Source organism: Pseudomonas koreensis, from assembly GCF_024169245.1.
GTDB lineage: Bacteria > Pseudomonadota > Gammaproteobacteria > Pseudomonadales > Pseudomonadaceae > Aquipseudomonas > Aquipseudomonas koreensis_F.
In genome coordinates this window covers 365,326-390,286 of sequence record NZ_JALJWP010000001.1, presented here as the reverse complement: position 1 = coordinate 390,286, position 24,961 = coordinate 365,326, and the positions used below count along the sequence as shown (strand labels likewise).

General features: G+C 59.9%; 25 protein-coding genes and 1 pseudogene. 18 read left to right on the top strand and 8 right to left on the bottom strand.

The features are described from left to right. Positions 1 to 12: 12 nt before the first annotated feature. The 3 genes from J2Y90_RS01820 to J2Y90_RS01805 all read right to left on the bottom strand — a co-directional run bounded on the left by J2Y90_RS01820 (position 13) and on the right by J2Y90_RS01805 (position 1,967). Complete coding sequence (locus J2Y90_RS01820; RefSeq protein WP_016773118.1) at positions 13 to 270, bottom strand: PA4570 family protein; 258 nt, start codon at positions 268 to 270, stop codon at positions 13 to 15. Positions 271 to 474: 204 nt separating this feature from the next. Then, positions 475 to 816 (bottom strand): zinc ribbon domain-containing protein YjdM, encoded by a 342-nt coding sequence (locus tag J2Y90_RS01815; RefSeq protein WP_016773119.1) that lies wholly within the window; start codon positions 814 to 816, stop codon positions 475 to 477. Between the two features lie 182 nt (positions 817 to 998). Continuing rightward, positions 999 to 1,967, bottom strand: a complete 969-nt coding sequence (locus J2Y90_RS01805) for a polyprenyl synthetase family protein (RefSeq protein ID WP_016773120.1) — start codon at positions 1,965 to 1,967, stop codon at positions 999 to 1,001. Positions 1,968 to 2,208: 241 nt separating this feature from the next. Between J2Y90_RS01805 and rplU the strand changes: the two genes are divergently transcribed. From rplU to J2Y90_RS01780, 5 genes are all read left to right on the top strand, one after another. Further along, the gene (rplU, locus tag J2Y90_RS01800; RefSeq protein ID WP_007924746.1) at positions 2,209 to 2,520 is read left to right on the top strand and encodes a 50S ribosomal protein L21; all 312 of its coding nucleotides are present in this window, start codon (positions 2,209 to 2,211) and stop codon (positions 2,518 to 2,520) included. Between the two features lie 35 nt (positions 2,521 to 2,555). Continuing rightward, entirely contained in the window at positions 2,556 to 2,813 is a 258-nt protein-coding gene (rpmA, locus tag J2Y90_RS01795) for a 50S ribosomal protein L27 (RefSeq protein WP_016773121.1), read from the top strand. A gap of 193 nt (positions 2,814 to 3,006) precedes the next feature. Then, positions 3,007 to 4,230, top strand: a complete 1,224-nt coding sequence (gene cgtA / locus J2Y90_RS01790; protein WP_016773122.1) for an Obg family GTPase CgtA — start codon at positions 3,007 to 3,009, stop codon at positions 4,228 to 4,230. Between the two features lie 137 nt (positions 4,231 to 4,367). Continuing rightward, positions 4,368 to 5,486, top strand: coding sequence for a glutamate 5-kinase (proB, locus tag J2Y90_RS01785; RefSeq protein ID WP_039761700.1), 1,119 nt, complete (start codon positions 4,368 to 4,370; stop codon positions 5,484 to 5,486). 10 nt (positions 5,487 to 5,496) lie between these two features. Further along, positions 5,497 to 5,964, top strand: a complete 468-nt coding sequence (locus tag J2Y90_RS01780) for a CreA family protein (RefSeq protein WP_253496016.1) — start codon at positions 5,497 to 5,499, stop codon at positions 5,962 to 5,964. A gap of 182 nt (positions 5,965 to 6,146) precedes the next feature. Here J2Y90_RS01780 and rpsT read toward each other — a convergent pair whose 3' ends face one another. Further along, positions 6,147 to 6,419 (bottom strand): 30S ribosomal protein S20, encoded by a 273-nt coding sequence (rpsT, locus tag J2Y90_RS01775; RefSeq protein WP_003228351.1) that lies wholly within the window; start codon positions 6,417 to 6,419, stop codon positions 6,147 to 6,149. Between the two features lie 252 nt (positions 6,420 to 6,671). On the opposite strand from rpsT, the gene murJ reads away from it, so the two are divergent. The 6 genes from murJ to ispH all read left to right on the top strand — a co-directional run bounded on the left by murJ (position 6,672) and on the right by ispH (position 14,171). Next, positions 6,672 to 8,210, top strand: a complete 1,539-nt coding sequence (gene murJ, locus J2Y90_RS01770; RefSeq protein WP_253496014.1) for a murein biosynthesis integral membrane protein MurJ — start codon at positions 6,672 to 6,674, stop codon at positions 8,208 to 8,210. A 129-nt stretch (positions 8,211 to 8,339) separates the two neighbouring features. Beyond that, positions 8,340 to 9,278 carry a bifunctional riboflavin kinase/FAD synthetase gene (gene ribF / locus J2Y90_RS01765; protein ID WP_253496012.1) on the top strand — a complete coding sequence of 313 codons (939 nt, stop codon included), beginning with the start codon at positions 8,340 to 8,342 and terminating at the stop codon, positions 9,276 to 9,278. A gap of 13 nt (positions 9,279 to 9,291) precedes the next feature. After that, positions 9,292 to 12,123 carry an isoleucine--tRNA ligase gene (ileS, locus tag J2Y90_RS01760; protein ID WP_253496010.1) on the top strand — a complete coding sequence of 944 codons (2,832 nt, stop codon included), beginning with the start codon at positions 9,292 to 9,294 and terminating at the stop codon, positions 12,121 to 12,123. Beyond that, a complete protein-coding gene (gene lspA / locus J2Y90_RS01755; RefSeq protein ID WP_151551936.1) occupies positions 12,116 to 12,628 on the top strand; it encodes a signal peptidase II in 513 nt (170 codons plus the stop codon). Before ileS ends, lspA begins: the two co-directional genes overlap by 8 nt. Continuing rightward, a complete protein-coding gene (gene fkpB / locus J2Y90_RS01750) occupies positions 12,621 to 13,073 on the top strand; it encodes an FKBP-type peptidyl-prolyl cis-trans isomerase (RefSeq protein ID WP_253496008.1) in 453 nt (150 codons plus the stop codon). The genes lspA and fkpB overlap by 8 nt, the downstream gene beginning before the upstream one ends. A 153-nt stretch (positions 13,074 to 13,226) precedes the next feature. After that, positions 13,227 to 14,171, top strand: a complete 945-nt coding sequence (ispH, locus tag J2Y90_RS01745; RefSeq protein ID WP_137215615.1) for a 4-hydroxy-3-methylbut-2-enyl diphosphate reductase — start codon at positions 13,227 to 13,229, stop codon at positions 14,169 to 14,171. On the opposite strand, the pseudogene J2Y90_RS01740 reads toward ispH, so the two are convergent. Then, positions 14,146 to 14,697 (bottom strand): annotated as a pseudogene (locus J2Y90_RS01740) (GspH/FimT family pseudopilin); the annotation flags it as partial. The gene ispH and the pseudogene J2Y90_RS01740 overlap by 26 nt on opposite strands. A gap of 130 nt (positions 14,698 to 14,827) precedes the next feature. Here J2Y90_RS01740 and J2Y90_RS01735 point away from each other — a divergent pair. From J2Y90_RS01735 to thiO, 7 genes are read left to right on the top strand one after another with little or no spacing between them, the layout of a single operon-like run. After that, complete coding sequence (locus J2Y90_RS01735) at positions 14,828 to 15,301, top strand: GspH/FimT family pseudopilin (RefSeq protein WP_064364110.1); 474 nt, start codon at positions 14,828 to 14,830, stop codon at positions 15,299 to 15,301. After that, complete coding sequence (gene pilV, locus J2Y90_RS01730; protein WP_253496006.1) at positions 15,298 to 15,747, top strand: type IV pilus modification protein PilV; 450 nt, start codon at positions 15,298 to 15,300, stop codon at positions 15,745 to 15,747. The genes J2Y90_RS01735 and pilV overlap by 4 nt, the downstream gene beginning before the upstream one ends. After that, the gene (locus J2Y90_RS01725; RefSeq protein WP_253496004.1) at positions 15,744 to 16,457 is read left to right on the top strand and encodes a PilW family protein; all 714 of its coding nucleotides are present in this window, start codon (positions 15,744 to 15,746) and stop codon (positions 16,455 to 16,457) included. Before pilV ends, J2Y90_RS01725 begins: the two co-directional genes overlap by 4 nt. A gap of 10 nt (positions 16,458 to 16,467) precedes the next feature. After that, positions 16,468 to 16,944, top strand: a complete 477-nt coding sequence (locus J2Y90_RS01720) for a pilus assembly PilX family protein (protein WP_253496002.1) — start codon at positions 16,468 to 16,470, stop codon at positions 16,942 to 16,944. Then, the gene (locus tag J2Y90_RS01715) at positions 16,931 to 20,020 is read left to right on the top strand and encodes a pilus assembly protein (protein WP_253496000.1); all 3,090 of its coding nucleotides are present in this window, start codon (positions 16,931 to 16,933) and stop codon (positions 20,018 to 20,020) included. Before J2Y90_RS01720 ends, J2Y90_RS01715 begins: the two co-directional genes overlap by 14 nt. A 15-nt stretch (positions 20,021 to 20,035) precedes the next feature. Continuing rightward, the gene (locus J2Y90_RS01710) at positions 20,036 to 20,437 is read left to right on the top strand and encodes a type IV pilin protein (RefSeq protein ID WP_253495999.1); all 402 of its coding nucleotides are present in this window, start codon (positions 20,036 to 20,038) and stop codon (positions 20,435 to 20,437) included. A 57-nt stretch (positions 20,438 to 20,494) separates the two neighbouring features. After that, positions 20,495 to 21,595, top strand: a complete 1,101-nt coding sequence (gene thiO, locus J2Y90_RS01705; protein WP_253495996.1) for a glycine oxidase ThiO — start codon at positions 20,495 to 20,497, stop codon at positions 21,593 to 21,595. An 88-nt stretch (positions 21,596 to 21,683) separates the two neighbouring features. Here thiO and J2Y90_RS01700 read toward each other — a convergent pair whose 3' ends face one another. Genes J2Y90_RS01700 through J2Y90_RS01690 form a run of 3 tightly spaced genes read right to left on the bottom strand, consistent with a single transcriptional unit; the run spans position 21,684 to position 24,839 of the window. After that, entirely contained in the window at positions 21,684 to 23,030 is a 1,347-nt protein-coding gene (locus J2Y90_RS01700) for a sigma-54-dependent transcriptional regulator (RefSeq protein ID WP_253495994.1), read from the bottom strand. Continuing rightward, the gene (locus tag J2Y90_RS01695; protein WP_253505022.1) at positions 23,027 to 24,616 is read right to left on the bottom strand and encodes a sensor histidine kinase; all 1,590 of its coding nucleotides are present in this window, start codon (positions 24,614 to 24,616) and stop codon (positions 23,027 to 23,029) included. The genes J2Y90_RS01700 and J2Y90_RS01695 overlap by 4 nt, the downstream gene beginning before the upstream one ends. After that, positions 24,606 to 24,839, bottom strand: a complete 234-nt coding sequence (locus tag J2Y90_RS01690; RefSeq protein ID WP_253495992.1) for a PP0621 family protein — start codon at positions 24,837 to 24,839, stop codon at positions 24,606 to 24,608. The genes J2Y90_RS01695 and J2Y90_RS01690 overlap by 11 nt, the downstream gene beginning before the upstream one ends. Between the last annotated feature and the right edge of the window lie 122 nt (positions 24,840 to 24,961).

Genomic DNA, 24,961 nt, shown 5'->3' with positions numbered 1-24,961 from the left:
TTTGACCGCGTTTCATATTTCGATCTTGTTGTGCAGCTCATTGGTCGGGCGCAACGCCCGGGCATAGCAGAACAGGAACAGATTGCGCACCAGCTCCTTGAGTACCAGCGGCTCGCTGGAATTGAGGCTGCTGACGTCCAGATCACCTTGATCCTGCAGCTCATGCAAGGCTTCTTCTTCAAGCACCGCGCAGACTTCACCGGTTTCCCGATGAAGGATTCTGAGGTAGGGGTGTGGGCGATCCAGCCAGGCGTCGATCAAATAAGTCATGGGTCTCATCTCCTTGAAAGGTTTCAATGAGAATAATTCTTATTCATCAAATAGCAAGTGCCTATTGGCGGATCGTGGATTTTTCCGGGTAAAGGTTGTGTCAGGTCAAAATGGCTGGATGATGGCCATGCGCGGATTCATTGAGCTGGAGCGGGGAGGGCAAAGCTCCATCCCACGGCTGGCGCAGGATGGATGACGCAAGGCTCAGACTTTTCTGACGAACTCGGATTTGAGCTTCATCGGGCCGATGCCGTCGATCTTGCAGTCGATGTCATGATCGCCATCGCACAGGCGGATGTTCTTGACCTTGGTGCCGACCTTGACCACCAGCGACGTGCCCTTGACTTTGAGGTCCTTGATCACGGTAATGGTGTCGCCGTCCTGCAGGACATTGCCGACCGAATCTTTTTTTACGGCATCATCGGCCGCCACTTCGGCTTCGCCGCTGGCAGACCACTCGTGGGCGCACTCGGGGCAGACCAGTTGGGTGCCGTCTTCGTAGGTGTATTCGGAATTGCATTTCGGGCAGGGTGGCAACGTGCTCACTAAGGCTCCTTGGGATGTGGATCGCTAAAAGTCGCACATTGTATAGGGTTTTACACGAAGGAGGGCATCGCGCAGAAACAACTGTGGGAGCGAGCTTGCTCGCGAAAGCGGTGTGCCAGTCAACATCGATTTCGACTGGCAGAACGCTTTCGCGAGCAGGCTCGCTCCCACAGGGGAATGAATCAATGCGTGCGGGCGACCGCGAACTCGCTCAGTTCAACCAGTGCATCGCGATATTCGCTGGCCGGCAGCGCTTCCAGGCACTTGATCGCACGGGCCACGTAGTCGCGGGCCAGTTGCGCGGTGTATTCCAGCGAACCAGACGCTTCCACGGCGATACGGATGCTTTCCAGGTCTTCGATCCCGCCTTTCTGGATCGCCTGACGCACCAGTGCCGCCTGTTCGGCCGTACCTTCGCGCATGGTGTAGATCAGCGGCAGGGTCGGCTTGCCTTCGGCCAGATCGTCACCGACGTTCTTGCCCAGGGTTTCTGCGTCACCCTTGTAATCCAGCAGGTCATCGACGAGCTGGAACGCCACGCCCAGGTGATCACCAAACGTGCGCAGGGCTTCGCTCTGCTCGGCGGTCGCACCAGCCAGGGCGGCGGCGCTGTGGGTAGACGCTTCAAAGAGCATTGCGGTCTTGCCGCGGATGACTTCCATGTAGGTTTCTTCGCTGGTGCTGGCGTCACGCACCTTGGACAGCTGCAACACTTCGCCTTCAGCGATGATGCGCGTGGCCTGGGAGAGGATCTTCATCACCGGCATCGAGCCCAGTTCGACCATCATTTCGAACGAGCGCGAGTACAGGAAATCGCCGACCAGCACGCTCGGGGCGTTGCCCCACATGGCGTTGGCGGTCGAGCGGCCACGGCGCATGCCGGACATGTCGACGACGTCGTCATGCAGCAGGGTCGCGGTATGCAGGAATTCGATGGTGGCGGCCAGCAGGCGCATGTCGTCGCCTTCGCGACCCAGGGCCTTGCCACACAGCAACACTAATAAAGGACGCAGGCGTTTGCCGCCGGCCGAAGTGATGTAATCGCCGATTTTCGATACCAGCGGCACTCGAGACGTCAGCTGCTTCTTGATGATGCCGTCGACGGCGCTAAAATCGTCCGCCACCGCGCGGTAGAAAGCTTGGGGTTGCATCAGCGAGAGTCGCTCCAGAAGGGTTGCGCGGCATGCTAGGACCCCTTCCCAGACCTGTCAAGGCGCGATGGACGGCCCCTTGCAAGCCTGCGGCGGCTTGCGTACAATCGCGCACCCTGAACTTCCTGGGCAGCACCTGCCTTACGCAATTGCACTTGGGCCGTTCCAGCCCCATGCAGCCATGCCAGCCAATACCTCTTCTTATAAAGAGCTGGGTGAGCAGGATTATCGGAGAAATACCATGTACGCAGTAATCGTTACCGGCGGTAAGCAATACAAGGTCGCTGAAGGTGAATACCTGAAGATCGAAAAACTGGAAATCGCTACTGGCGAATCCGTGACTTTTGATCGCGTTCTGCTGGTCGCCAATGGCGACGACGTGAACATCGGCGCACCAGTTGTTGCTGGCGCAACCGTCAAGGCTGAAGTGATCTCCCAAGGTCGTCACGATAAAGTCCGCATCATCAAGTTCCGTCGCCGTAAGCACCACATGAAGCGTATGGGCCACCGCCAGTGGTTCACCGAGATCAAAATCACCGGTATTCAGGCTTAATTACAGCCTAATTCCTCACTAGGAGAATTGAACTCATGGCACACAAAAAAGCTGGTGGTAGTACCCGTAACGGTCGCGACTCAGAAGCCAAACGCCTTGGCGTGAAGATGTATGGCGGCCAGGTCATCAAGGCCGGCAACATCATCGTGCGTCAGCGCGGCACCCAATTCCACGCTGGCTACGGCGTTGGCATGGGCAAGGATCACACTCTCTTCGCTAAAATCGAAGGCGTGATCAAGTTCGAAGTAAAGGGCGCCTTCGGTCGTCGTTACGTGAGCGTAATCGCGGCTTAATCGCGAGATCGCTGGAGAAGCCCTGTCTTGCGACGGGGCTTTTTCGTTTGTGGGGTGAGTCTCTTGCAAAGCTGTTTGTATGGGCTGTCGGCGTGCGATGCAGGTCGTGTCTTGGGGTCGCTGCGCTCATTTTTGCAAGAGTCTTATGTCTTGATTGTTTTTCGGCTCGTCCGTACGGCGAGAGGCGTTGGTTATGAAGTTTGTTGATGAAGTATCGATTCGCGTAAAGGCCGGTGACGGTGGCAACGGTGCCATGAGTTTCCGCCGGGAAAAATTCATTGAAAACGGCGGCCCGAACGGCGGTGATGGCGGTGACGGCGGTTCCATCTACATGATGGCCGACGAAAACCTCAATACCCTGGTCGACTACCGTTACACCCGTCACTTCGATGCCGAGCGTGGCTCCAACGGTGGTAGCACCGACTGCACCGGCAAGAAGGGCGAAGACCTGATCCTGCGCGTGCCGGTCGGCACTACCGTGATCGACTCCGCTACTCAGGAAGTCATCGGCGACCTGACCAAGGCCGGCCAGAAACTGATGGTAGTGCAGGGCGGCTGGCACGGTCTGGGCAACACCCGTTTCAAATCCAGTACCAACCGTGCGCCGCGTCAGACTACGCCAGGCAAGCCCGGCGAGCAGCGCGACCTGAAACTGGAAATGAAAGTGCTGGCTGACGTCGGTCTGCTGGGCTTGCCGAACGCCGGTAAAAGTACCTTTATCCGTTCGGTCTCGGCCGCCAAGCCGAAAGTTGCCGATTACCCGTTCACCACGCTGGTGCCGAACCTGGGTGTGGTCAGCGTCGATCGCTGGAAGAGCTTTGTCATTGCCGATATTCCGGGTCTGATCGAAGGCGCCTCCGACGGTGCCGGCCTGGGCATTCGCTTCCTCAAGCACCTGGCGCGTACGCGTCTGCTGCTGCACCTCGTCGACATGGCGCCACTGGATGATTCCAGTGCTCCGGACGCGGCTGAAGTGATCGTCAACGAGCTGATCAAATTCAGCCCGTCGCTGGCTGAGCGTGATCGCTGGCTGGTGCTGAACAAGTGCGACCAGATCCTTGAAGAAGAGCACGATGCTCGCGTCAAGGAAATCGTCGATCGTCTGGAATGGACCGGTCCGGTGTACGTGATTTCGGCCATCGCCAAGATCGGTACCGAGCGTCTGTGCCACGACATCATGCGCTACATGGAAGACCGTGCCGATCGCCTGGCCGCAGACCCTGCGTACAAGGAAGAGCTGGCCGATCTCGATCAGCGCATCGAAGACGAAGCCCGTGCGCAGTTGCAGGCGCTGGACGACAAGCGTGCCTTGCGTCGCAGTGGCGTGAAGTCGGTCCATGACATCGGCGACGATGACTGGGACGAAGAAGATGTGGATGACGAAGACGGTCCGGAAATCATTTACGTGCGTGACTGATCCGTTGCGATAAACTTGAACGCCGCTCAATCGAGCGGCGTTTTAGTATCCGGAAATCGATCGTTGGTCAGCAATCGCCACGATTAACGTCACGGGCAGTGCCAGGTCGCGCTGCCCTCAAGCTAAGGTTGAAGATGATGCGGAGCAAGGTGACAGGTGCGCAGCGTTGGGTCGTGAAGATCGGCAGCGCTTTGCTGACAGCTGATGGCAAGGGGCTGGATCGCGCGGCAATGAGTGTCTGGGTCGAGCAGATGGTGGCGCTGCATGAAGCGGGCGTCGAGCTGGTGCTGGTGTCCTCCGGGGCGGTGGCGGCCGGCATGAGTCGCTTGGGCTGGACCGCGCGACCCAGTGCCATGCACGAGCTGCAGGCGGCCGCTGCAATCGGTCAGATGGGCCTGGTGCAGGCGTGGGAGTCGAGCTTCGCCGAGCATGGCCGGCACACCGCGCAGATTCTCCTGACCCACGACGACCTGTCCGACCGCAAGCGCTACCTCAACGCCCGCAGTACCTTGCGTGCGTTGGTCGAGCTGAAAGTCATTCCGGTGATCAACGAAAACGACACCGTGGTCACCGACGAAATCCGTTTCGGCGACAACGACACGCTGGCGGCGTTGGTGGCCAATCTGGTCGAGGCCGATCTGCTGGTGATCCTCACCGATCGCGACGGGATGTTCGACGCCGATCCGCGCAACAATCCTGATGCGCAGTTGATTTATGAAGCGCGCGCCGATGATCCGACGCTCGATGCAGTGGCTGGCGGTACCGGCGGTGCCCTGGGGCGCGGCGGCATGCAGACCAAGTTGCGCGCGGCGCGACTGGCAGCTCGTTCCGGTGCGCACACCATCATCGTCGGCGGGCGGCTTGAGCGCGTGCTTGATCGCCTGAAGGCGGGCGAGCGCATCGGTACGCTGCTGTCGCCTGAGCGCGGCATGCTCGCGGCGCGCAAGCAGTGGCTGGCCGGGCATCTGCAAACCCGTGGCACTCTGGTGCTGGATGAAGGGGCAGTGTCGGCGTTGTCCAAGGGCAACAAAAGCCTGCTGCCGGTGGGGGTGAAATTGGTTCAGGGTAGCTTCCGTCGCGGTGAGATGGTGGTCTGCGTGGCGCCGGACGGTCGTGAGATCGCGCGGGGACTGGCCAATTACAGCGCCCTGGAGGCGCAAAAAATCATCGGTCAGTCGTCGGATGCGATTGTCGGTTTGCTCGGTTACATGGCGGAACCGGAACTGGTTCACCGTGACAACCTGATTCTGGTCTAAGGGAAATTCGATGCGTGTAGCGAAAGGATTGTTGGGCTTGCTGATGGCTCTGCCATTGCTGGCCTCGGCCGAGGAGATCGGTCAGGTGTCGACGGTGTTCAAGTTTGTCGGGCCGAATGACCGGATCGTGGTCGAGGCGTTCGACGATCCTAAAGTCGAAGGCGTGACCTGCTACCTGTCACGCGCCAAGACCGGCGGGGTAAAGGGTGGTCTCGGTCTGGCAGAGGATCGCGCCGAGGCATCGATTGCTTGTCGTCAGGTCGGGCCGATCAAGTTCAAGGGCGAACTGAAGGATGGCGACGAGGTCTTCAAGGAGCGCACCTCGCTGGTGTTCAAGACCATGCAGGTGGTGCGTTTCCTCGACAAGAAGCGCAATACGCTGGTGTACCTGGTCTACAGCGATCGTCTGATCGAAGGCAGTCCGCAGAATGCCGTAACCGCTATCCCGATCCTGCCGTGGGTGCCTGTCCAGCCATAACACCGCAAAACCAACTGTAGGAGTGAGCCTGCTCGCGATAGCTGTGTATCAGTCAACAATTGCGTCGACTGATACGCCGCCATCGCGAGCAGGCTCACTCCTACATTTTTTTGCGTGGCACTGACCAACTTACAGGCAATAAAAAACCGACCCTGAGGTCGGTTTTTTAATGACTACGTCGATTAAGCGGCTTCTTTCAGCGCTTTGACGTGGCCATTCAGACGGCTCTTATGACGAGCAGCCTTGTTCTTGTGGATGATACCTTTATCGGCCATACGGTCGATAACTGGCACAGCCAGAACGTATGCAGCTTGAGCTTTTTCAGCGTCTTTTGCGTCGATGGCCTTAACTACATTCTTGATGTAGGTACGAACCATGGAACGCAGGCTGGCGTTGTGGCTGCGACGCTTCTCAGCCTGTTTTGCACGTTTTTTGGCGGAAGGTGAGTTGGCCACCGTCGAGCTCCTCGAAAGACTTTTTAGGAAATAGCAAACAAAATAGGCCGCGAATCATGCCGATGAAGACTTGTCTTGTCAAGGGCACTTGAATCGTTCCGCTAAGTGGTAGGTATAAAGAGGCGGGATATTTATTTCCGGCGCTTGACCTGTAAACTCGCGAGCTTTGGCTCTGTGCTGTTGCGGCGCGGAGTATCGCACAAGTGGGCGCATTGTTCGCCTGCTGTTTATCGACAGGCACAAACTCTCTCAATGAATCTGCTCAAATCGTTGGCCGCCGTCAGCTCTATCACGATGCTTTCCCGGATTCTGGGGTTTGTTCGTGACACGCTGATCGCGCGGACATTCGGCGCCGGGATGGCCACGGATGCCTTCTTTATTGCTTTCAAGCTGCCCAACCTGCTGCGGCGGATCTTTGCCGAAGGGGCTTTCTCCCAGGCATTTGTGCCGATCCTGGCCGAATATAAAAGTCAGCAGGGCGAGGAGGCGACGCGCACTTTTATTGCCTATGTATCGGGCCTGTTGACGCTGGTGTTGGCGGTTGTGACGGCGCTGGGCATGATCGCTGCGCCCTGGGTGATCTGGGCCACGGCCCCCGGTTTTACCGATACCCCGGAGAAATTCCAGCTCACCTCCGATCTGTTGCGGGTGACCTTTCCTTATATATTGCTGATCTCGCTGTCGTCGCTGGCCGGCGCGATCCTCAACACCTGGAACCGCTTCTCGGTGCCGGCCTTCGTGCCGACTCTGCTCAACGTCAGCATGATCGTGTTTTCGCTGTTCCTCACGCCGTACTTCGATCCGCCGGTCATGGCCCTCGGCTGGGCGGTGTTGGTCGGCGGTCTGGCGCAACTGCTTTATCAACTGCCGCACCTGAAAAAGATCGGCATGCTGGTGCTGCCGCGCCTGAATCTGCGCGACAGCGGCGTGTGGCGGGTGATGAAGCAGATGCTGCCAGCGATTCTCGGCGTGTCGGTCAGTCAGATCTCGCTGATCATCAACACCATCTTCGCCTCGTTTCTGGTCGCCGGTTCAGTGTCGTGGATGTATTACGCCGACCGCTTGATGGAATTGCCGTCGGGCGTATTGGGCGTGGCGCTCGGCACGATTCTTCTGCCAACGCTGGCCAAGACCTACGCCAACAAGGATCGCCACGAGTATTCGCGAATTCTCGATTGGGGGCTGCGCCTGTGCTTTGTGCTGGTGTTGCCGTGCGCGCTGGCACTGGGGATTCTGGCCGAGCCGTTGACCGTTTCGCTGTTCCAGTACGGCCAGTTCAGTGGCTTCGATGCCGAGATGACCCAGCGTGCGCTGATTGCCTATTCGGTCGGCTTGCTCGGGATCATTGTGATCAAAGTGCTGGCGCCGGGCTTTTATGCGCAACAGAACATCCGCACCCCGGTGAAAATCGCAATCTTCACCTTGGTCTGCACCCAGTTGTTCAACCTGGCGCTGATCGGGCCGCTGGCCCATGCCGGTCTGGCGCTGGCGATCAGCGCTGGCGCTTGCCTGAACGCCGGGCTGCTGTTCTATCAACTGCGCAAGCAGAAGATGTATCAGCCGCAGCCGGGCTGGGGCAAATTCGGTTTCAAACTGGTTGTTGCGGTGACGGTGATGTCGGCGGTGTTACTGGCCGGCATGCATTTCATGCCCGCTTGGGATGAGGGCCCTATGCTCGAGCGCTTCCTGCGCCTGGGTGCGCTGGTGGTTGCCGGTGTGGTGGCGTATTTCGGTATGTTGCTGCTGCTGGGTTTCCGCCTGCGCGACTTCAATCGCAAGGCCTTGAGCTAAGGTTTCAGCCTTTATCGACAGGCTCGGGCCGGCGGTTTTGTCGGCTCGTTCACTTTGCGTTACGGTGTTGCCTGTCGTCGGCCGTCGGGTGTGGTTATAATCGACCACTTTATGAGCAAGAAGCGCGTTATGCAGCTGGTTCGAGGCCTCCACAACTTGCGCCCCCAGCATCGGGGCTGCGTCGCCACTATTGGCAACTTTGACGGTGTTCACCGTGGTCACCAGGCTATCCTGGCCCGGCTGCGTGAGCGTGCGCTCGAGTTGGGCGTACCCAGCTGCGTGGTGATTTTCGAGCCGCAGCCACGGGAATTCTTCGCTCCCGACACGGCGCCAGCGCGTCTGGCGCGGTTGCGCGACAAGCTGCAATTGCTGGCCGCCGAAGGCGTCGACCGGGTCTTGTGCCTGGCTTTCAACCAGCGCCTGAGCAAGCTCAGCGCCAGTGAGTTCGTCGATACCATTCTGGTCGATGGCCTTGGCGTGCAGCATCTCGAGGTCGGTGATGATTTCCGCTTCGGCTGCGACCGTCTGGGCGATTTCGATTTTCTGCTGCAGGCCGGGCAGGTTCATGCTTTTAGCGTCGAAGCCGCGCAAACCGTCGAGCTGGACGGCATTCGCGTCAGCAGCACGCAAGTGCGCAACGCTTTGGCCGCCGCCGATTTTGCCCTGGCCGAACGCTTGCTCGGCCGCCCGTACCGCATCGCCGGTCGCGTGCTGCATGGCCAGAAACTCGCCCGGCAACTGGGCACGCCCACTGCCAACATTCAACTCAAGCGTCGTCGCGTGCCGTTCACCGGGGTCTATCTGGTGAGCGTCGACATCGAAGGCAAGACCTGGCCCGGCGTCGCCAATATCGGCGTGCGTCCCACGGTGCAAGGGGATGGCAAAGCCCACCTCGAGGTCCATCTGTTAGATTTTGCCGGCGATCTGTATGACCGGCGTTTGACGGTGGTTTTCCACCAAAAGCTGCGTGAAGAGCAGCGCTTCGCCTCTCTGGAGGCATTGAAAACGGCGATCAATGCGGATGTCGCCACCGCCCGTGCACTAGCCGCACCTAGCGCCCATCGCTAATGAAGAGCCTTAAATGACCGACTATAAAGCCACGCTAAACCTTCCGGACACCGCCTTCCCAATGAAGGCCGGCCTGCCACAGCGCGAACCGCAGATCCTGCAGCGCTGGGACAGTATTGGCCTGTACGGAAAGTTGCGCGAGATTGGCAAGGATCGTCCGAAGTTCGTCCTGCACGACGGCCCTCCGTACGCCAACGGCACGATCCACATCGGTCACGCACTGAACAAGATTCTCAAGGACATGATCATCCGCTCGAAGACCCTGTCGGGTTTCGACGCGCCGTATGTCCCGGGCTGGGATTGCCACGGCCTGCCGATCGAGCACAAGGTTGAAGTGACCCACGGCAAGAACCTCGGCGCGGATAAAACCCGCGAGCTGTGCCGTGCCTACGCCACCGAGCAGATCGAAGGGCAGAAGTCCGAGTTCATCCGCCTGGGTGTGCTGGGCGACTTCGCCAACCCGTACAAGACCATGGATTTCAAGAACGAGGCCGGTGAAATCCGCGCCCTCGCCGAAATCGTCAAGGGCGGTTTCGTCTTCAAGGGCCTCAAACCGGTGAACTGGTGCTTCGATTGCGGTTCGGCGCTGGCTGAAGCGGAAGTCGAGTACGAGAACAAGAAGTCCTCGACCATCGACGTGGCGTTCCCGATCGCCGACGAAGCCAAACTGGCTGCCGCGTTCGGTCTGGCGTCGCTGAGCAAGCCTGCTGCGATCGTGATCTGGACCACCACCCCGTGGACCATCCCGGCCAACCAGGCGCTGAACGTGCACCCGGAATTCAACTATGCCCTGGTCGATATCGGCGACAAGCTGCTGGTGCTGGCTGAAGAGCTGGTCGAAGCCTGCCTGGCGCGCTACGGCGTGGAAGGTTCGGTGATCGCCACCACCACCGGTAAACAACTGGAGCTGATCAACTTCCGTCATCCGTTCTACGATCGCCTGTCGCCGGTGTACCTGGCTGACTACGTCGAACTGGGCGCTGGGACTGGCGTGGTTCACTCCGCCCCTGCCTACGGCGTGGACGACTTCGTGACGTGCAAGAAGTACGGCATGGTCAACGACGACATCCTCAACCCGGTGCAGAGCAATGGCGTGTACGTGCCTTCGCTGGAATTCTTCGGCGGCCAGTTCATCTGGAAGGCCAACCCGGCCATCGTCGAAAAACTGACCGAAGTCGGTGCGCTGATGCACACCACCGTCATCGAACACAGCTACATGCACTGCTGGCGCCACAAGACCCCGCTGATCTACCGCGCGACTGCGCAGTGGTTCATCGGCATGGACAAGGAGCCAACCAGCGGCGACACCCTGCGTGTGCGCTCGCTCAAGGCCATCGAAGACACCAGGTTCGTTCCGGCCTGGGGTCAGGCGCGCCTGCACTCGATGATCGCCAACCGTCCGGACTGGTGCATCTCGCGTCAGCGCAACTGGGGCGTGCCAATCCCTTTCTTCCTCAACAAGGAAAGCGGCGAGCTGCATCCACGCACCGTCGAGCTGATGGAAGAAGTCGCCAAACGCGTTGAAGTCGAAGGCATCGAAGCCTGGTTCAAACTCGACGCCGCCGAACTGCTCGGCGATGAAGCGCCGCAGTACGACAAGATCAGCGACACCCTCGACGTCTGGTTCGACTCCGGCACCACGCACTGGCACGTTCTGCGCGGTTCGCACCCGATGGGCCACGAGAGTGGTCCGCGCGCCGACCTGTATCTGGAAGGCTCCGACCAGCACCGTGGCTGGTTCCACTCGTCCCTGCTGACCGGTTGCGCCATCGACAATCACGCGCCGTACCGCGAACTGCTGACTCACGGCTTCACCGTCGACGAGTCCGGCCGCAAGATGTCCAAATCGCTGGGCAACGTGATCGCGCCGCAAAAAGTCAACGACACCCTGGGCGCCGACATCATGCGTCTGTGGGTCGCGTCGACCGACTACTCCGGCGAAATGGCGGTGTCCGAGCAGATCCTGCAGCGCAGCGCGGATGCCTACCGTCGTATCCGTAACACCGCGCGCTTTCTGCTTTCCAACCTGACCGGTTTCAACCCGGCCACTGACCTGCTGCCGGCCGAAGACATGCTGGCGCTGGATCGCTGGGCGGTGGATCGCACATTGCTGCTGCAACGCGAGTTGCAAGAGCACTACGGCGAATACCGTTTCTGGAACGTCTACTCGAAGATCCACAACTTCTGCGTGCAGGAGCTGGGTGGTTTCTACCTCGATATCATCAAGGATCGCCAGTACACCACCGGCGCCGACAGCAAGGCCCGTCGCTCGTGCCAGACCGCGCTGTTCCACATCTCCGAAGCGCTGGTGCGCTGGATCGCGCCGATCCTCGCCTTCACTGCCGATGAGCTGTGGCAATACCTGCCGGGCGAGCGTAACGAATCCGTCATGCTCAACACCTGGTACGAAGGCCTGACCGAGCTGCCGGAAGGCTTCGAGCTGGGTCGCGCCTACTGGGATCGCATCATGGAAGTGAAGGTCGCGGTCAACAAGGAAATGGAAATCCAGCGCGCGGCGAAAGCCGTCGGTGGCAACCTGCAGGCCGAAGTGACGCTGTTTGCCGAAGAGGCGCTGAGCGCCGATCTGGCCAGGCTGAGCAACGAGCTGCGCTTTGTCCTGATCACCTCGACTGCCAGCGTTGCGCCATTCGTGCAGGCTCCGGCCGATGCAGTGGTCACCGAAGTCAGCGGTCTGAAACTGAAGATCGTCAAATCGGCGTTCCCGAAGTGCGCACGTTGCTGGCATTGCCGCGAAGACGTTGGCGTGAACCCGGAGCATCCGGAAATCTGCGGTCGTTGCGTCGACAACATCAGCGGCGCTGGCGAGGTTCGTCACTATGCCTGATGCCATTGGCCGTTTCGGACGGCTGAGCTGGCTGTGGTTGAGCCTGCTGGTCCTGGTCATTGACCAGGCCAGCAAGTTCTACTTCGAAAGCAAGCTCGAAATGTTCCAGCAGATCGTGATCATTCCCGATCTGTTCAGCTGGACCCTGGCCTACAACACCGGCGCCGCCTTCAGCTTCCTCGCGGACAGCTCCGGCTGGCAGCGCTGGCTGTTTGCGCTGATCGCCATTGTCGTCAGCGCCGTGCTGGTGGTCTGGCTCAAGCGCCTGGGCCGGAACGACACCTGGCTGGCCGTCGCCCTGGCGCTGGTGCTGGGTGGCGCGCTGGGCAACCTGTATGACCGCATTGCCCTGGGCCATGTGATCGACTTCATTCTGGTGCACTGGCAGAACCGCTGGTATTTCCCGGCGTTCAACATTGCCGACAGCGCGATCACCGTCGGCGCGATCATGCTGGCGCTGGACATGTTCAAATCGAAGAAAACCGAAGAGGCCGCTCATGACTGAACCGCTATCGACTGAGCAACGCATCGGCCAGAACACCGAAGTCACGCTGCACTTTGCCCTGCGCCTGGAAAACGGTGATACCGTCGACAGTACGTTCGACAAGGCCCCGGCCACCTTCAAGGTCGGCGACGGCAACCTGCTGCCGGGTTTCGAAGCCGCACTGTTCGGCTTCAAGGCCGGCGACAAGCGCACCCTGACCGTCGAGCCGGAAAACGCTTTCGGTCAGCCGAACCCGCAGAACGTGCAGACCATCCCGCGTTTGCAGTTCACCGACATGGAGTTGTCACCGGGCCTGCTGGTGATCTTCAACGATGCGGCCAATACTGAATTGCCGGGTGTGGTGAAGGAATTCGACGACACGCAAGTGACCGTCGACTTCAACCACCCGCTGGCCGGCAAGACGCTGACCTTTGACGTGGAAATCATTTCCGTCAAAGCGCTATAACTGACTGTATAAGGTCAAAATGTGGGAGCGAGCCTGCTCGCGAAAGCGGTGTGTCAACCAACAGAAATGTTGCAGGTGATGGCCCCCTTCGCGAGCAAGCTCGCTCCTACAGTGGTTCTCCATTGTTTTCGCGCGCAAGACACGAGGCACAGCATGCAAATCAAACTCGCCAACCCCCGTGGCTTCTGCGCCGGTGTGGACCGGGCGATCGAAATCGTCAACCGCGCCCTGGAAGTCTTCGGGCCGCCGATCTATGTGCGTCATGAAGTGGTGCACAACAAATTCGTCGTTGAAGATCTGCGCAGCCGTGGCGCGATTTTCGTCGAAGAGCTCGATCAGGTGCCCGATGACGTCATCGTCATCTTCAGCGCCCACGGTGTTTCCCAAGCCGTGCGCAACGAAGCCGCCGGTCGAGGCCTGAAAGTCTTCGATGCAACCTGCCCGCTGGTCACCAAGGTGCACATCGAAGTGGCCAAATACAGCCGCGACGGTCGCGAGTGCATCCTGATCGGCCACGCCGGTCACCCGGAAGTCGAAGGCACCATGGGTCAGTACGATGCCAGCAATGGCGGTGCGATCTACCTCGTCGAAGACGAGAAGGACGTGGCCGAGTTGCAGGTGCGCGATCCGGAAAGACTCGCCTTCGTCACCCAGACGACCTTGTCGATGGACGACACCAGCCGCGTCATCGATGCCCTGCGCACGCGCTTCCCGGCGATCGGCGGTCCGCGCAAGGACGACATTTGCTACGCCACACAAAATCGCCAGGACGCCGTCAAGCAACTGGCCGACGAGTGCGACGTGGTACTGGTGGTCGGCAGCCCGAACAGCTCCAACTCCAACCGTCTGCGGGAACTGGCTGAACGCATGGCGACTCCGGCCTACCTGATCGACGGTGCCGAAGATCTGCAACAGAGCTGGTTCGACGGCGTCGAGCGTATCGGCATTACTGCTGGCGCCTCGGCACCGGAAGTGCTGGTCCGTGGCGTGATCCAGCAATTGCAGGCCTGGGGCGCGACCGGTGCCGATGAACTGGCCGGCCGTGAAGAGAACATAACGTTCTCGATGCCGAAAGAGCTGCGCGTGCGTTCGATCTGACGTTTCTGCTTCTGTCGCACAGCGCCTGTTCAGTTTCCCGACTGCTCAGGCGCACGCGACCGGTCGCCGCCAGCACGATCTGGCGCTGGCTGACCGGTTCACGCGGCGAGCAGATGTGTATTGTTCCCGCCTGAAATCGCCGTCCTGGCATCAGCGGTTGCCCCAGATGACTGAACCGCACAAAGCGGCTCACCCACCAATTGCCGACAATCGGCACCTTCGCCTCACTGGCGTGTTCAACCAATAGCGGATTGCTGCTGTCCTCCGAACCCTTGCCGCTAAGATCCAGAATGATTCGCCAGCCACGACTCCAGTCGCCGTCGATGCCATGGATCACCACGCTTTGGTTGTGTGTCATAGCCAATGTGCGAGCGTGGCGAATACCTTCGAGCAGCGACTGCGCTGCATGATCGCGCTGAGTGGCTTGCTTGAGCGCAGCGAACGCCGGGCTGACCAGCAGCAGAACAATTGCGCCAATCGCCAGTCCCATAAGCAGTTCAATCAGGCTGAAACCGTGTTGCGGCATGAAAAATCCCTCCGTGGAATGGTATGAGCAGCGCAATCCGTGCGCCGCGCAGGGCAAATCAGTCGGCGCGTGCCGAGCGAATGTTCTAGCGTGTAAAAGCAGGTATAGCCGACAGCAACGGAGGGCACCGATGGATCTTCGTACAAAAGGTTTCACGCTGGTCGAGTTGCTGGTTGCCATCGCGGTGTTTCTGGTACTGATCACGCTGGCGGTGCCGGCCTTTACCCGTACGATCCAGAGCAGCAAGGCGGATACCGAAGTCGGCGACTTGCAGCGCGCAATCAATTTCGCTCGCCTCGAGGCGATCAATCGCGGCGTGACCACGCGTTTGCGCCCGACCGCTGGTGGCAGCGTCTGGACCGGTGAACTCGCGGTCTACGACAGTACTGGCAATCCGGCCAATGTGTTGCGGGTTGTTCCAGCGATGAGCAGTGGCGCGACTCTGACGCTACCCTCAGGAGTGACCGCACTGGATTTCAACAACCTCGGCGGTCTGGCGGCACCGTCGACGGCGGTGGTCATCGGTTACACGCTGGGCACGCAAAGCAGGACGCTGAACGTGTGTTTGAACGGACGCATTCAACTGGGTGGAAATTGCGGATGAGGGCAGGGAGCAAAAACGCACAGGAGGGCATGACGCTGATCGAAGTGCTGGTCGCGTTGCTGATTCTCACTGTCGGGCTGTTGGGCGCGGCGGCGGTGCAACTCAATGCGCTGAAGTACACCGACAGTTCGCGGATGACCAGTCAGGCGAGCTTTATTGCCTACGACATGATGGACAGGATTCGCGCCAACTCCGGTGCCGACTACACCGTCACGCCACCGACCTCGGGCAACCTCAGTGTGGCGCGGGATCAGGATCTCTACGACTTCACCACCAATATCGCCAACTTTGGCGGTCCGACCGCGACGGGCAGCATCACCCTCAACCAACGGGTCTACACCATCACGATTACCTGGAGTGATGCGCGCGCGGCCAATGCTGCCAGTGCCCAGCGCAGCTTCGTGCTCACCAGTCGGGCAGCAGTCGATCCGGTAGCTACACCATGAAGCGTTCCAGCCGCGGTTTCGGCCTGATCGAGTTGCTGATCGCCTTGGCGTTAGGGCTGATCGTCGTGCTGGGTGTGGTGCAGATCTTCATCGCCGCGAAAAACACCTACGTCAGTCAGAACAGCGCTGCGGCGATGCAGGAAGATGCGCGTTTCGTCCTCAGCAAAATGATTCAGGAAATCCGCATGGTCGGCATGTTCGGCTGTCTCGGCACCATCGTCGACTCCAGCGCGGCAGGGGATTTCAACGCCGCGCAGCTCACCCCGATCAACTGGGATAACGCCAGTCTCAAGCTGACCATGGTCACCGCCGATGTCGGCAGCGGCGGGGGGACGCCGACCTGGACAGTGATTTCAGACTGTCGTAACAGCGCGGTCGCCTACAGCGGGTTGCGCAGCCCGACCACAGGGCAGATCGCTTTCCCGATCCGGCGTCTGATCTACAGCTTCAGCAATAACCAGATCCTCTTGGGCACTGGCAGCGGCAATCCGGCGCAGCAGGTGCTGGTGAACAACGTCAGCGCCTTCAACGTTACCTTCGGTCTGGCCAGCTCCGCGACCGACGTGGCGGCCTCCACTTACAGCAGCAACCCCGGCGATCCGGCGCGGATCCGCAGTGTACGCCTGAGCCTGACCCTCACCGACCCGAACAATCGGGTGCGTAACCAAACCTTCAACGTGGTTGCGGCATTGCGCAACCGCTTGCCATGAGGGGCCGGCGATGAGGATTTCCTTGCAGCAACGTCAGGCACAACGCGGCATGGTCTTGCTGGTCAGTCTGGTGTTTCTGCTGTTGCTTACGTTGATTGGCTTGTCGTCGATGCAGAGCGCCAACCTGCAAGAAAAAATGGCCGGCAGCGTGAGCCTGCGCAATCAATCGTTCCAGTCTGCCGAAGCGGCGTTGCGTGTTGGCGAAAGCGCGGTGCAGCTGGACAGTTACGCACTGGCGGTGTGCAGCGGCAACCAATGTATGCCGCCGGCGGAGTCGTCAGTAGTGAATTCGGCAGGCTTCAATTCGACCTCCGGGGTAACCTGGATCGCCGCCGGTAATGGCTTTTACGGGGTGCAGAACATCGGCACGACCCTCACAGCAGTGAACGTGCCGAGCAACACCTCGGCAACCTTGTATCGCGTCACTGCGGTCGGCATCGCCGGCAATTCGCGTAGCGTGGTGGAGAGTGTCTATGCGAAGTATTGAACGCGGCGCCTCGCTGCTGGTCGGCATGCTCCTGAGTTTCTATCTGGCGGCGCCGGCCTGGGCTTTCACGCCTTCCGATTCGCCATTGCTGAGCGCGGCTGCGGTGGCGCCAAACGTGATGCTGCTGATCGACGACTCGGGGAGTATGAACAGCATCATTTACGCTGCCGGATTCAACCCGAATGTCAATCGCACTCCCGCCCGAGAGTGCAATGCCTTCCTCGGCTTGTGCTCTGCACTCAATGCGCCGCAGATTACCGGCGACACGGTGTTTCTATCGAGCCTGCCGACCTCCGGTTGCTCGGGAGGCGCCTATGCGTTCTACAACAACAGTGTGGCGCCGTTGTGCCTCAAGCTCCCCGACCCGGTAGGCAACGAGAACACCCGTTATTCCGCCGATTACATTTCCTACATAGTCAGCCTGGCCAACAGCAACGGCACCCGCGATTTCACCACTGGGGCGATTCCCAACGATTACCGGATGAACGTCGCGCGCAACGTTTCCACCGCGTTGGTGAGCAGCAACCGCACCTTGCGCATGGGCCTGTCGACGTTCAATCCGGCCACCAGCACCAACCCGGGCAATGGCGGCTTCATTGCCCGCTCGATCACCGATCTGTCGCCGGTCACCGGCAGCGTGACCCAGGCCCAGGCCGACGCTAACTACAATGCGCTGATTTCATCGATCAACGGCTTGAACGCCGTGGCCAATACACCGTTGGCCGAGAGCTATTACGAAGTGACTCGCTATTTGCGTGGCCTGGCGCCGTATTACAACGGCACGCCGGCGACCTATACCAGCCCGATTCAATATCGCTGCCAGAAAAACTACGGCGTGGTAATCACTGATGGCTTGCCGACCTACGACCGTACGTTCCCCACCAATGATCCACTGGGGGGCAGCCGTTTACCGAACTGGGATGGCGTGAATAATGACGGCGACAACCTCAACGGTGACGGTGAAGGCGACACGCTGTATCTGGATGACATTGCCAAATTCGCCTTCGACATCGACATGCGCTCGACCGGCACCGACGCCGCCGGCAAGAGCTGGAACGCGGTGGATTTTCCCCGGCAGAACATGAACACCTACACCGTCGGTTTTGCTGCGGATAACGACATGTTGTCCGACGCCGCCAGTTATGGGCAGGGCAGGTATTATCAGGCGACCGACAGCTCGGGGCTCAACGCGGCCTTATCGTCTGCACTGAGCGATATCACCTCCAAGGCCGGCTCCGGTGGTGCCGGCGTCGCCAGCAGCAGCACGTTGACCAGTGGCAGCAGTTTTTACCAGACCACTTACGATCCCAAGGATTGGCGCGGCACGATCAGGTCGTTCGGCTTCACCTCGACCGGCACGGTAAATACTTCGACGGCGCAATGGACGACCGACACCACTATCGTGCCCTCTGCCACAGCGCCGAATTTCCAGTCATGGAACACCGCGAGCAATACGCCAATTGCCCTGGCACTCCTCAACTTTTCCCCGGCCCAGCAGACTACGCTGAATCAGGGCCTGCCCACCGGCATCACCGGCAATGATCTGGTGGAGTGGAGCAAGGGCACCAACAAGGCCGGGCTCAAAGTGCGCACTGCGCTGCTCGGCGACATTATCAATTCGCCGCTGGTGCTCGCGTCGCCTTCGGACAAGACCGCATCCGATCTGACGGGTGACAGCAGTTACACCAACTACCTGACGACCAAGGCTGCGAACATGAACACCAGTCTGGTGGTGAACGCCAACGACGGTTTCGTCAACGTGATCAATTCGGCGAACGGCACCCGCCGTTATGCGTACATGCCTTCCAGCGTGCTGCCTTCCTTGCGGCTGATCGCGGACACCAACTACGTCAACGGCGTCAGCCACAAGTTTCTGGTGGATGGTCAGGTCGGCGTGTTCGATGCGCAGGCCGGTACCACCTGGAAAACCATGGCCATTGGCGGAACGGGGGCCGGCGGCAAAACCTTCTATGGGCTGCAACTGTTCGATGCCTCGGCAGGTAACGTGATCAGGGCACTGTGGGAAGTCAGTGCGCCGGTCACCGCCAACACGGCGAATGCGTTCAATGATCTGGGTTACGCCTATGCCAGGCCGGAAGTGGCACGCTTGGCCAATGGTCGCTGGGCGACTTTCATCGCCAATGGCTACGGCAGCCATTCGGGGGTTGCGGCTTTGTATGTGCTGGATGCGCTGGATGGTTCGCTGATCAGGAAAATCGTGATCGACAGCACGGAAACCAGCAACGGTCTGTCATCGGTGAAGCTCAGGGTCAATTCCTCGAACGTGGTGCAGGCTGTCTACGGTGGAGACCTCCAGGGACGCATGTGGAAATTCGACCTGAGCGCGACGGCGCCGGAAAGCTGGGGTGTGGCGTTCGCGGGCAAGCCATTGTTCACCGCCCCGGGTGGGGCAACGCAGCCGATCACCGCGCAACCGCTGCTGGCGGATAACCCACAGGGCGGCAAGCAGGTGTTCTTTGGCACCGGCAAGTTCAACGAAACCGCCGACAAGACCAACAAGGATCTGCAGGCGTTCTATTCAATCTGGGATGCAGAAGGTGGAGCCGGACAAATCACCGTCAGCAGTTTGCAGGCGCAGGCGATAACCGGTTCGTTCTCCGGCAGTTCCGGGCAATTCCTGACCACCAGCCAGAATGAAACGACGTATCCGGGAGAAAAAGGCTGGTATTTGCCGCTGGTATACAACAACGTGCTGACCGGCGAGCGCGTGATCAACCAGGCCAGTCTGGTGTTGGGGCGAGTTGTTTTTACCACTGCCAGCGTCGATACCACTGACCCTTGTTCGAGCTTTGGCACGGGCAGGTTGGTCGAACTGGATGCGTTCAACGGTAAGATGCTCAACTACGCCGTGATCGACACCAACGGCGACCGTTTGGTTGATGGCAATGACACGATATCCAGTGGCGTGGTATTCACCGGTGGCATCCCGACCCTTAACGTCATTTCCAGTGATGCCAAGACCAAGCTCGTGAGCGACACCAGTGGCGTCATCACCACCGTTGTGGAAAAGGGTGGCGGCGGCAGCCGTCGTATCATGTGGCGACAAATCCAGTAAGCGAGAATTTGAGGCATGCGCAGAACCAGCCGAGGTTTTACCCTGATCGAAATCATGATCGTCATCGCGATTATCGGGATCATCCTCACCATCAGCATTCCCAGCTACAACGAATACGTGAAGAAGGGCCGTCGCGCCGAAGTGGTCTCGCTGCTCTCGGAGCAGGCGCAGACCCTCGAACGCTTCTACACCCGCAACAATGTCTACACCGGCGTCACCGGGCTGAGCACGGGCAATGATTTCTACACCATCACCCCAACGCTGACCGACCAGACCTTCGTATTGACGGCGACGCGTAAAACCGGTTCGGCCATGGCCACCGACAAGTGCGGGGATTTCACCCTGACCAACACCGGCGTGCGAAGCATGAACAACGCGACCACCGGATTGACCGCCAAGGATTGCTGGGGCCGCTGACGTATTCTTTTTCGGGCACCTTTTGCGCCCGCTGTCTTTTTTACGGTTGGATCAAACATGACCAGGCAACAGCAAGTGGTGATTGTCGGTGGCGGAGTAATTGGCCTGCTCACTGCCTACAATCTCGCCTCCGAAGTGCGTAGGGTAGTCCTGCTGGATCGCTCGAATGTCGGCCAGGAATCCTCTTGGGCGGGCGGCGGTATCGTTTCGCCGCTGTATCCGTGGCGCTACAGCCCGGCGGTGACCGCACTGGCGCACTGGTCGCAGGATTTTTATCCACAGCTCGGCGAGCGTTTGTTTGCCGACACCGGGGTCGACCCTGAAGTGCACACCACCGGTCTGTATTGGCTGGATCTGGACGATGAGGCCGAAGCGCTGGCCTGGGCCGAGCGGGAACACCGGCCGCTCCGGGCTGTGGATATCTCGGCGGCGCATGACGCGGTGCCGGTGCTCGGCAGTGATTTCAGCCGGGCGATCTACATGGCCGATGTCGCCAACGTGCGCAATCCACGGCTGGTCAAATCGCTGAAGGCGGCGTTGCTGGCACTGCCGAACGTGACGATTCATGAGCAATGCGCAGTCACTGGCTTCGTCCGCCAAGGCGAGCGCGTGGTTGGTGTACAGACTCCGGCGGGGGTGATCAACGGCGACCAGGTTGTGCTGACAGCGGGCGCGTGGAGCGGTGATCTGCTCAAGACGCTGAACCTGACGCTGCCGGTCGAGCCGGTCAAAGGGCAGATGATTCTCTACAAGTGCGCGGCTGATTTTCTGCCGAGCATGGTGCTGGCGAAGGGGCGTTATGCGATTCCGCGTCGTGACGGTCATATTCTGATCGGCAGTACGCTAGAGCACGAAGGCTACGACAAGACCCCGACCGATGTAGCGCTGGAAAGCCTCAAGGCCTCGGCGATCGAGTTGTTGCCGGCGCTGGCGGATGCCGAAGTGGTCGGGCATTGGGCCGGGCTGCGGCCGGGGTCGCCGGAAGGCGTTCCGTTTATTGGCCGGGTGCCGGGGTTCGAGGGTTTGTGGCTGAACTGTGGGCATTACCGCAACGGGCTGGTGCTGGCGCCGGCGTCGTGTCAGTTGTTTGCCGATGTGATGCTGGGACGGGCGCCGATCATTGATCCGGCGCCGTATGCGCCTGAGGGCCGCCTCTAGAGCAAGGTCAAAAGATCGCAGCCTTCGGCAGCTCCTACAATGGAATGCGTTCCCTGTAGGAGCTGCCGAAGGCTGCGATCTTTGCGATCTAATCCAAGCCCAATTTCTTCAGCCGATAGCGCATCGACCTGAACGAAAGACTCAACCTTTGCGCCGCCGCCGTACGGTTCCAGCGGGTTTCCTCCAGCGCCTGCAGAATCAGCTTCCTCTCGACGCTCTCCAGATAATCCTCAAGATTGTCGATCTGCGTCAGATCGGCCAACGCCCCATCCGCTGTGCAGTTGCCTTCGCTCAAACGCAGATCCTGCGCGTCGATCATGCGGTTTTCGCACAAGGTGTGCGCGCGTTCGAGGACATTCTCCAGTTCGCGCACATTGCCGGGAAAGCGGTAGTTCTTCAGCGCTTCCAGCGCGTGCGGGTGCAGCCGCGCTTCCGGTTGTCCGGTGTCTTTGGCCAAGCGCTTGAGCACGTGCATGGCAAGCGCCTCGATGTCATCGCGGCGTTCGCGCAGGGAAGGCACGCGCAGTTCGATAACGTTGAGTCGGTAATACAGATCCTGGCGAAAGCGCTCGGCCGCGACTTCGGCCTCAAGGTCTTTGTGCGTGGCGCAAAGGATGCGTACGTCGACCACCGTTTCCTGCTGGCCGCCGACGCTGCGCACGGCTTTTTCCTGAATCGCCCGCAGCAGCTTCACTTGCATCGACAGCGGCAGATCGGCAACTTCATCGAGAAACAGAGTGCCGCCATGGGCCGCCTGGAACAGCCCCGGCTTGTCTTCGACGGCTCCGGTGAAGCTTCCTTTGCGGTGGCCAAAGAATTCGCTTTCCATCAGCTCCGACGGAATTGCCCCGCAGTTCACCGGCACAAACGGCTGGCTGGCGCGCGGGCCCTGTTCGTGGATCAGGCGCGCGACCAGTTCTTTACCGCTGCCGGACTCGCCGCTGATGTAAACGGGCGCCTGGCTGCGCGCAAGTTTATCGATCTGCTTGCGTAAATTGGCCATCGGCAGCGAATCACCCAGCAGCCGTCGCTCGATTGCCGTGCTCAGGCCGGCCGCCGTCGGCATGCGTAGGGCCGAACTGACCAACTCGCGGAGTCGCGGCAGCTCCACCGGTTTGGTGAGGAAATCGAATGCGCCGGCCTTCAGCGCATTGATAGCCGTTTCCAGGTTTCCGTACGCGGTGATCATTGCCACCGGCAGGTGCGGGTTGCTTTTCTGGATGTGTTGCACCAGCTCCAGCCCGGTGCCGTCGGGCAGGCGCATGTCGGTCAGGCACAGGTCAAAGTGCTCGCGCTGCAACAGCGCCTGAGCCTCGCCCAGATTGCGTGCGCTGAAGGTCTCGAGTTTCATCCGTCCCAGGGTAATTTCCAGGAGCTCGCGGATATCCGGTTCGTCGTCGACGATAAGAATTTTTTGCCGTGGGCTTTTATTCAACTTTGTTTCCGTCCGTGAGCAAAGGTGATGCGAAAGCAGCCGCCGCCTTGGCGTGATTTGAAGTCTAGGCGTGCCTGGTTGCTTTCGCACAGCTCACGGGACAGATAAAGGCCAAGACCGGTGCCCTGGCTGCTTGTAGTGAAGAACGGTTCAAACAGATGCGCCTGTTCATCGGCCGACACGCCGGGGCCATTGTCCTGCACTTCGAGCACTGCCAATTGGCTGTCGGGATCGACGAACAGTGCCAGCCAGACTTCGGCCTGCTCGTGTAGTTGGGCACTGTGCCGCCAGGCGTTGCGTATCAGATTGTCGAGAATCTGCCGCAGCTGGTTGGGGTCCATCAGCGTGGTGAAATCTCCCGAATTGATCCGCAGATGAATGTGCTGGCGCTCGTTGGCCTGCTCGCGGGTTTCGCCGACGAAGTTTTCCAGCCACGGCTTGAGGTCCAGCCGTTGCGGTGCGCTTTGCTGACGGCGGGACAGTTGCAGGACGTTTTCGATGACTCGATTCATGCGCTGGGAGTGGTCTTGAATAATCTGCGTCAGACGCCGATCTGCGCTATCGAGTTCCTCGGACTCGGCCAACAGCTGCGCGGCATGACTGATCGCGCCCAGTGGATTGCGAATTTCGTGAGAGATGCCGGCGGTCAAACGCCCGAGCGCAGCGAGCTTGAGTTGCTGCGCCTGTTGGGTGATTTGCGCCAGGTCTTCGAGAAACACCAGCGTCTGCTGGTTAGGGCTTTGCTCCAGGGCGATGAAGCTAGGCTGCAGTTCAAGACCATTGCCGGGAATTTTCAGGCTCTGCGGGCGCAGGGTCGGGTTGTTGCGCCACAGTTGCAGACGATCGACCAGCGCGGGCGAGTAATCGTCAATCAGATGACCTTGCAGGTGGCTATGTGCAAGCAGACTCTGCGCACTGTGATTGGCCAGTTGCACCCGGCGCTGTTCGTCGAGCACCAGAATGCCGGTGCGCATGCGTTGCAGGATCAGTGCATTCAGCGCCTCCAGGCCAACCACTTCACTGGCGCGCTGTTCGGCCAGGGTCTCACTGAGCTCCAGGCGCCGGATCAGCCCTTGCACCAGCAACGAGGCGGCAAAGCACAGCGCACCGAGGGTGCCAGCTTGCAGGTAGGCGTTGGCGCTGAGGGGATGGTTGAAGCCCAGCAGAAAGCTCAGGCCGACAATGCCGATCGCCGCAATGGCGGCAATCAGCAGGCCGATGCGCCGTCGCAGCAGCGTGTTGCTGATCGCCACCGAGACGACCAGCAAGTTGCCCAGCGCGCTGGCCACGCCGCCCGCGGCGTAGAACAGACCGCACAACAGCAGCACATCGACCAGCGCCAGGGCGAACAGTTGCGCCGGGCGCCGGGTGTTTTCGAGGAACACCACCAGCAGCATATTGATGATCAGGTACAGCCAGCTGCCGCCGCGTAGCAAATCGTCGTTGGCGGACGTCAGCAGGCTGTTGTCCATGTTGCTGGAGATCAGCAGCACCAAGGTGATGCCGACACTTAAACGGTACAGGTGATAAAGGCGCAGCAGACGCTGCGCCTGTTTCTGGTCGGCGTTGGCGGTCTCAGCGACCACTGGCGCCCGGGCCTTGCTCAAGATGAGCCTGGCTGCAATACCACTGTTGCTGATTGCCCAAGGCGCGGTCGCGCGGCAGGTGCACGCCGCAATGGGCGCAACGCACCATCGGCGCAGCGTCCTGTTCGCGCGGGGATCGGGTGGACGAGGCAGGGGCCTTGAATTTGCGCCAGAGCCAGATGGCGGCGAAGATCAGGGCAATCCAGAACAATAAACGAAGCATGATGAGCGGCTTTTCGACTGATGATCCGGCAGTTTAGCCAAGGACCCGAGCAGCGCACAGCCTATTAAAGCGCGGCAATAAAAAAGGGAGATCCGCAGATCTCCCTTTTTCGTACCGCCGAT

What these genes read in the sequence shown, in the direction of transcription:
- J2Y90_RS01715 (WP_253496000.1), top strand. Translation starts at nt 16,931, where the DNA reads ATGCGAAGTATTGAACGCGGCGCCTCGCTGCTGGTCGGCATGCTCCTG.
- J2Y90_RS01805 (WP_016773120.1), bottom strand. Translation starts at nt 1,967, where the DNA reads ATGCAACCCCAAGCTTTCTACCGCGCGGTGGCGGACGATTTTAGCGCC.
- ispH (WP_137215615.1), top strand. Translation starts at nt 13,227, where the DNA reads ATGCAAATCAAACTCGCCAACCCCCGTGGCTTCTGCGCCGGTGTGGAC.
- rpmA (WP_016773121.1), top strand. Translation starts at nt 2,556, where the DNA reads ATGGCACACAAAAAAGCTGGTGGTAGTACCCGTAACGGTCGCGACTCA.
- J2Y90_RS01820 (WP_016773118.1), bottom strand. Translation starts at nt 270, where the DNA reads ATGACTTATTTGATCGACGCCTGGCTGGATCGCCCACACCCCTACCTC.
- J2Y90_RS01720 (WP_253496002.1), top strand. Translation starts at nt 16,468, where the DNA reads ATGAGGATTTCCTTGCAGCAACGTCAGGCACAACGCGGCATGGTCTTG.
- J2Y90_RS01735 (WP_064364110.1), top strand. Translation starts at nt 14,828, where the DNA reads ATGGATCTTCGTACAAAAGGTTTCACGCTGGTCGAGTTGCTGGTTGCC.
- ribF (WP_253496012.1), top strand. Translation starts at nt 8,340, where the DNA reads ATGCAGCTGGTTCGAGGCCTCCACAACTTGCGCCCCCAGCATCGGGGC.
- rplU (WP_007924746.1), top strand. Translation starts at nt 2,209, where the DNA reads ATGTACGCAGTAATCGTTACCGGCGGTAAGCAATACAAGGTCGCTGAA.
- J2Y90_RS01725 (WP_253496004.1), top strand. Translation starts at nt 15,744, where the DNA reads ATGAAGCGTTCCAGCCGCGGTTTCGGCCTGATCGAGTTGCTGATCGCC.
- thiO (WP_253495996.1), top strand. Translation starts at nt 20,495, where the DNA reads ATGACCAGGCAACAGCAAGTGGTGATTGTCGGTGGCGGAGTAATTGGC.
- proB (WP_039761700.1), top strand. Translation starts at nt 4,368, where the DNA reads ATGCGGAGCAAGGTGACAGGTGCGCAGCGTTGGGTCGTGAAGATCGGC.
- J2Y90_RS01780 (WP_253496016.1), top strand. Translation starts at nt 5,497, where the DNA reads ATGCGTGTAGCGAAAGGATTGTTGGGCTTGCTGATGGCTCTGCCATTG.
- pilV (WP_253496006.1), top strand. Translation starts at nt 15,298, where the DNA reads ATGAGGGCAGGGAGCAAAAACGCACAGGAGGGCATGACGCTGATCGAA.
- murJ (WP_253496014.1), top strand. Translation starts at nt 6,672, where the DNA reads ATGAATCTGCTCAAATCGTTGGCCGCCGTCAGCTCTATCACGATGCTT.
- fkpB (WP_253496008.1), top strand. Translation starts at nt 12,621, where the DNA reads ATGACTGAACCGCTATCGACTGAGCAACGCATCGGCCAGAACACCGAA.
- J2Y90_RS01690 (WP_253495992.1), bottom strand. Translation starts at nt 24,839, where the DNA reads ATGCTTCGTTTATTGTTCTGGATTGCCCTGATCTTCGCCGCCATCTGG.
- lspA (WP_151551936.1), top strand. Translation starts at nt 12,116, where the DNA reads ATGCCTGATGCCATTGGCCGTTTCGGACGGCTGAGCTGGCTGTGGTTG.
- J2Y90_RS01710 (WP_253495999.1), top strand. Translation starts at nt 20,036, where the DNA reads ATGCGCAGAACCAGCCGAGGTTTTACCCTGATCGAAATCATGATCGTC.
- cgtA (WP_016773122.1), top strand. Translation starts at nt 3,007, where the DNA reads ATGAAGTTTGTTGATGAAGTATCGATTCGCGTAAAGGCCGGTGACGGT.
- ileS (WP_253496010.1), top strand. Translation starts at nt 9,292, where the DNA reads ATGACCGACTATAAAGCCACGCTAAACCTTCCGGACACCGCCTTCCCA.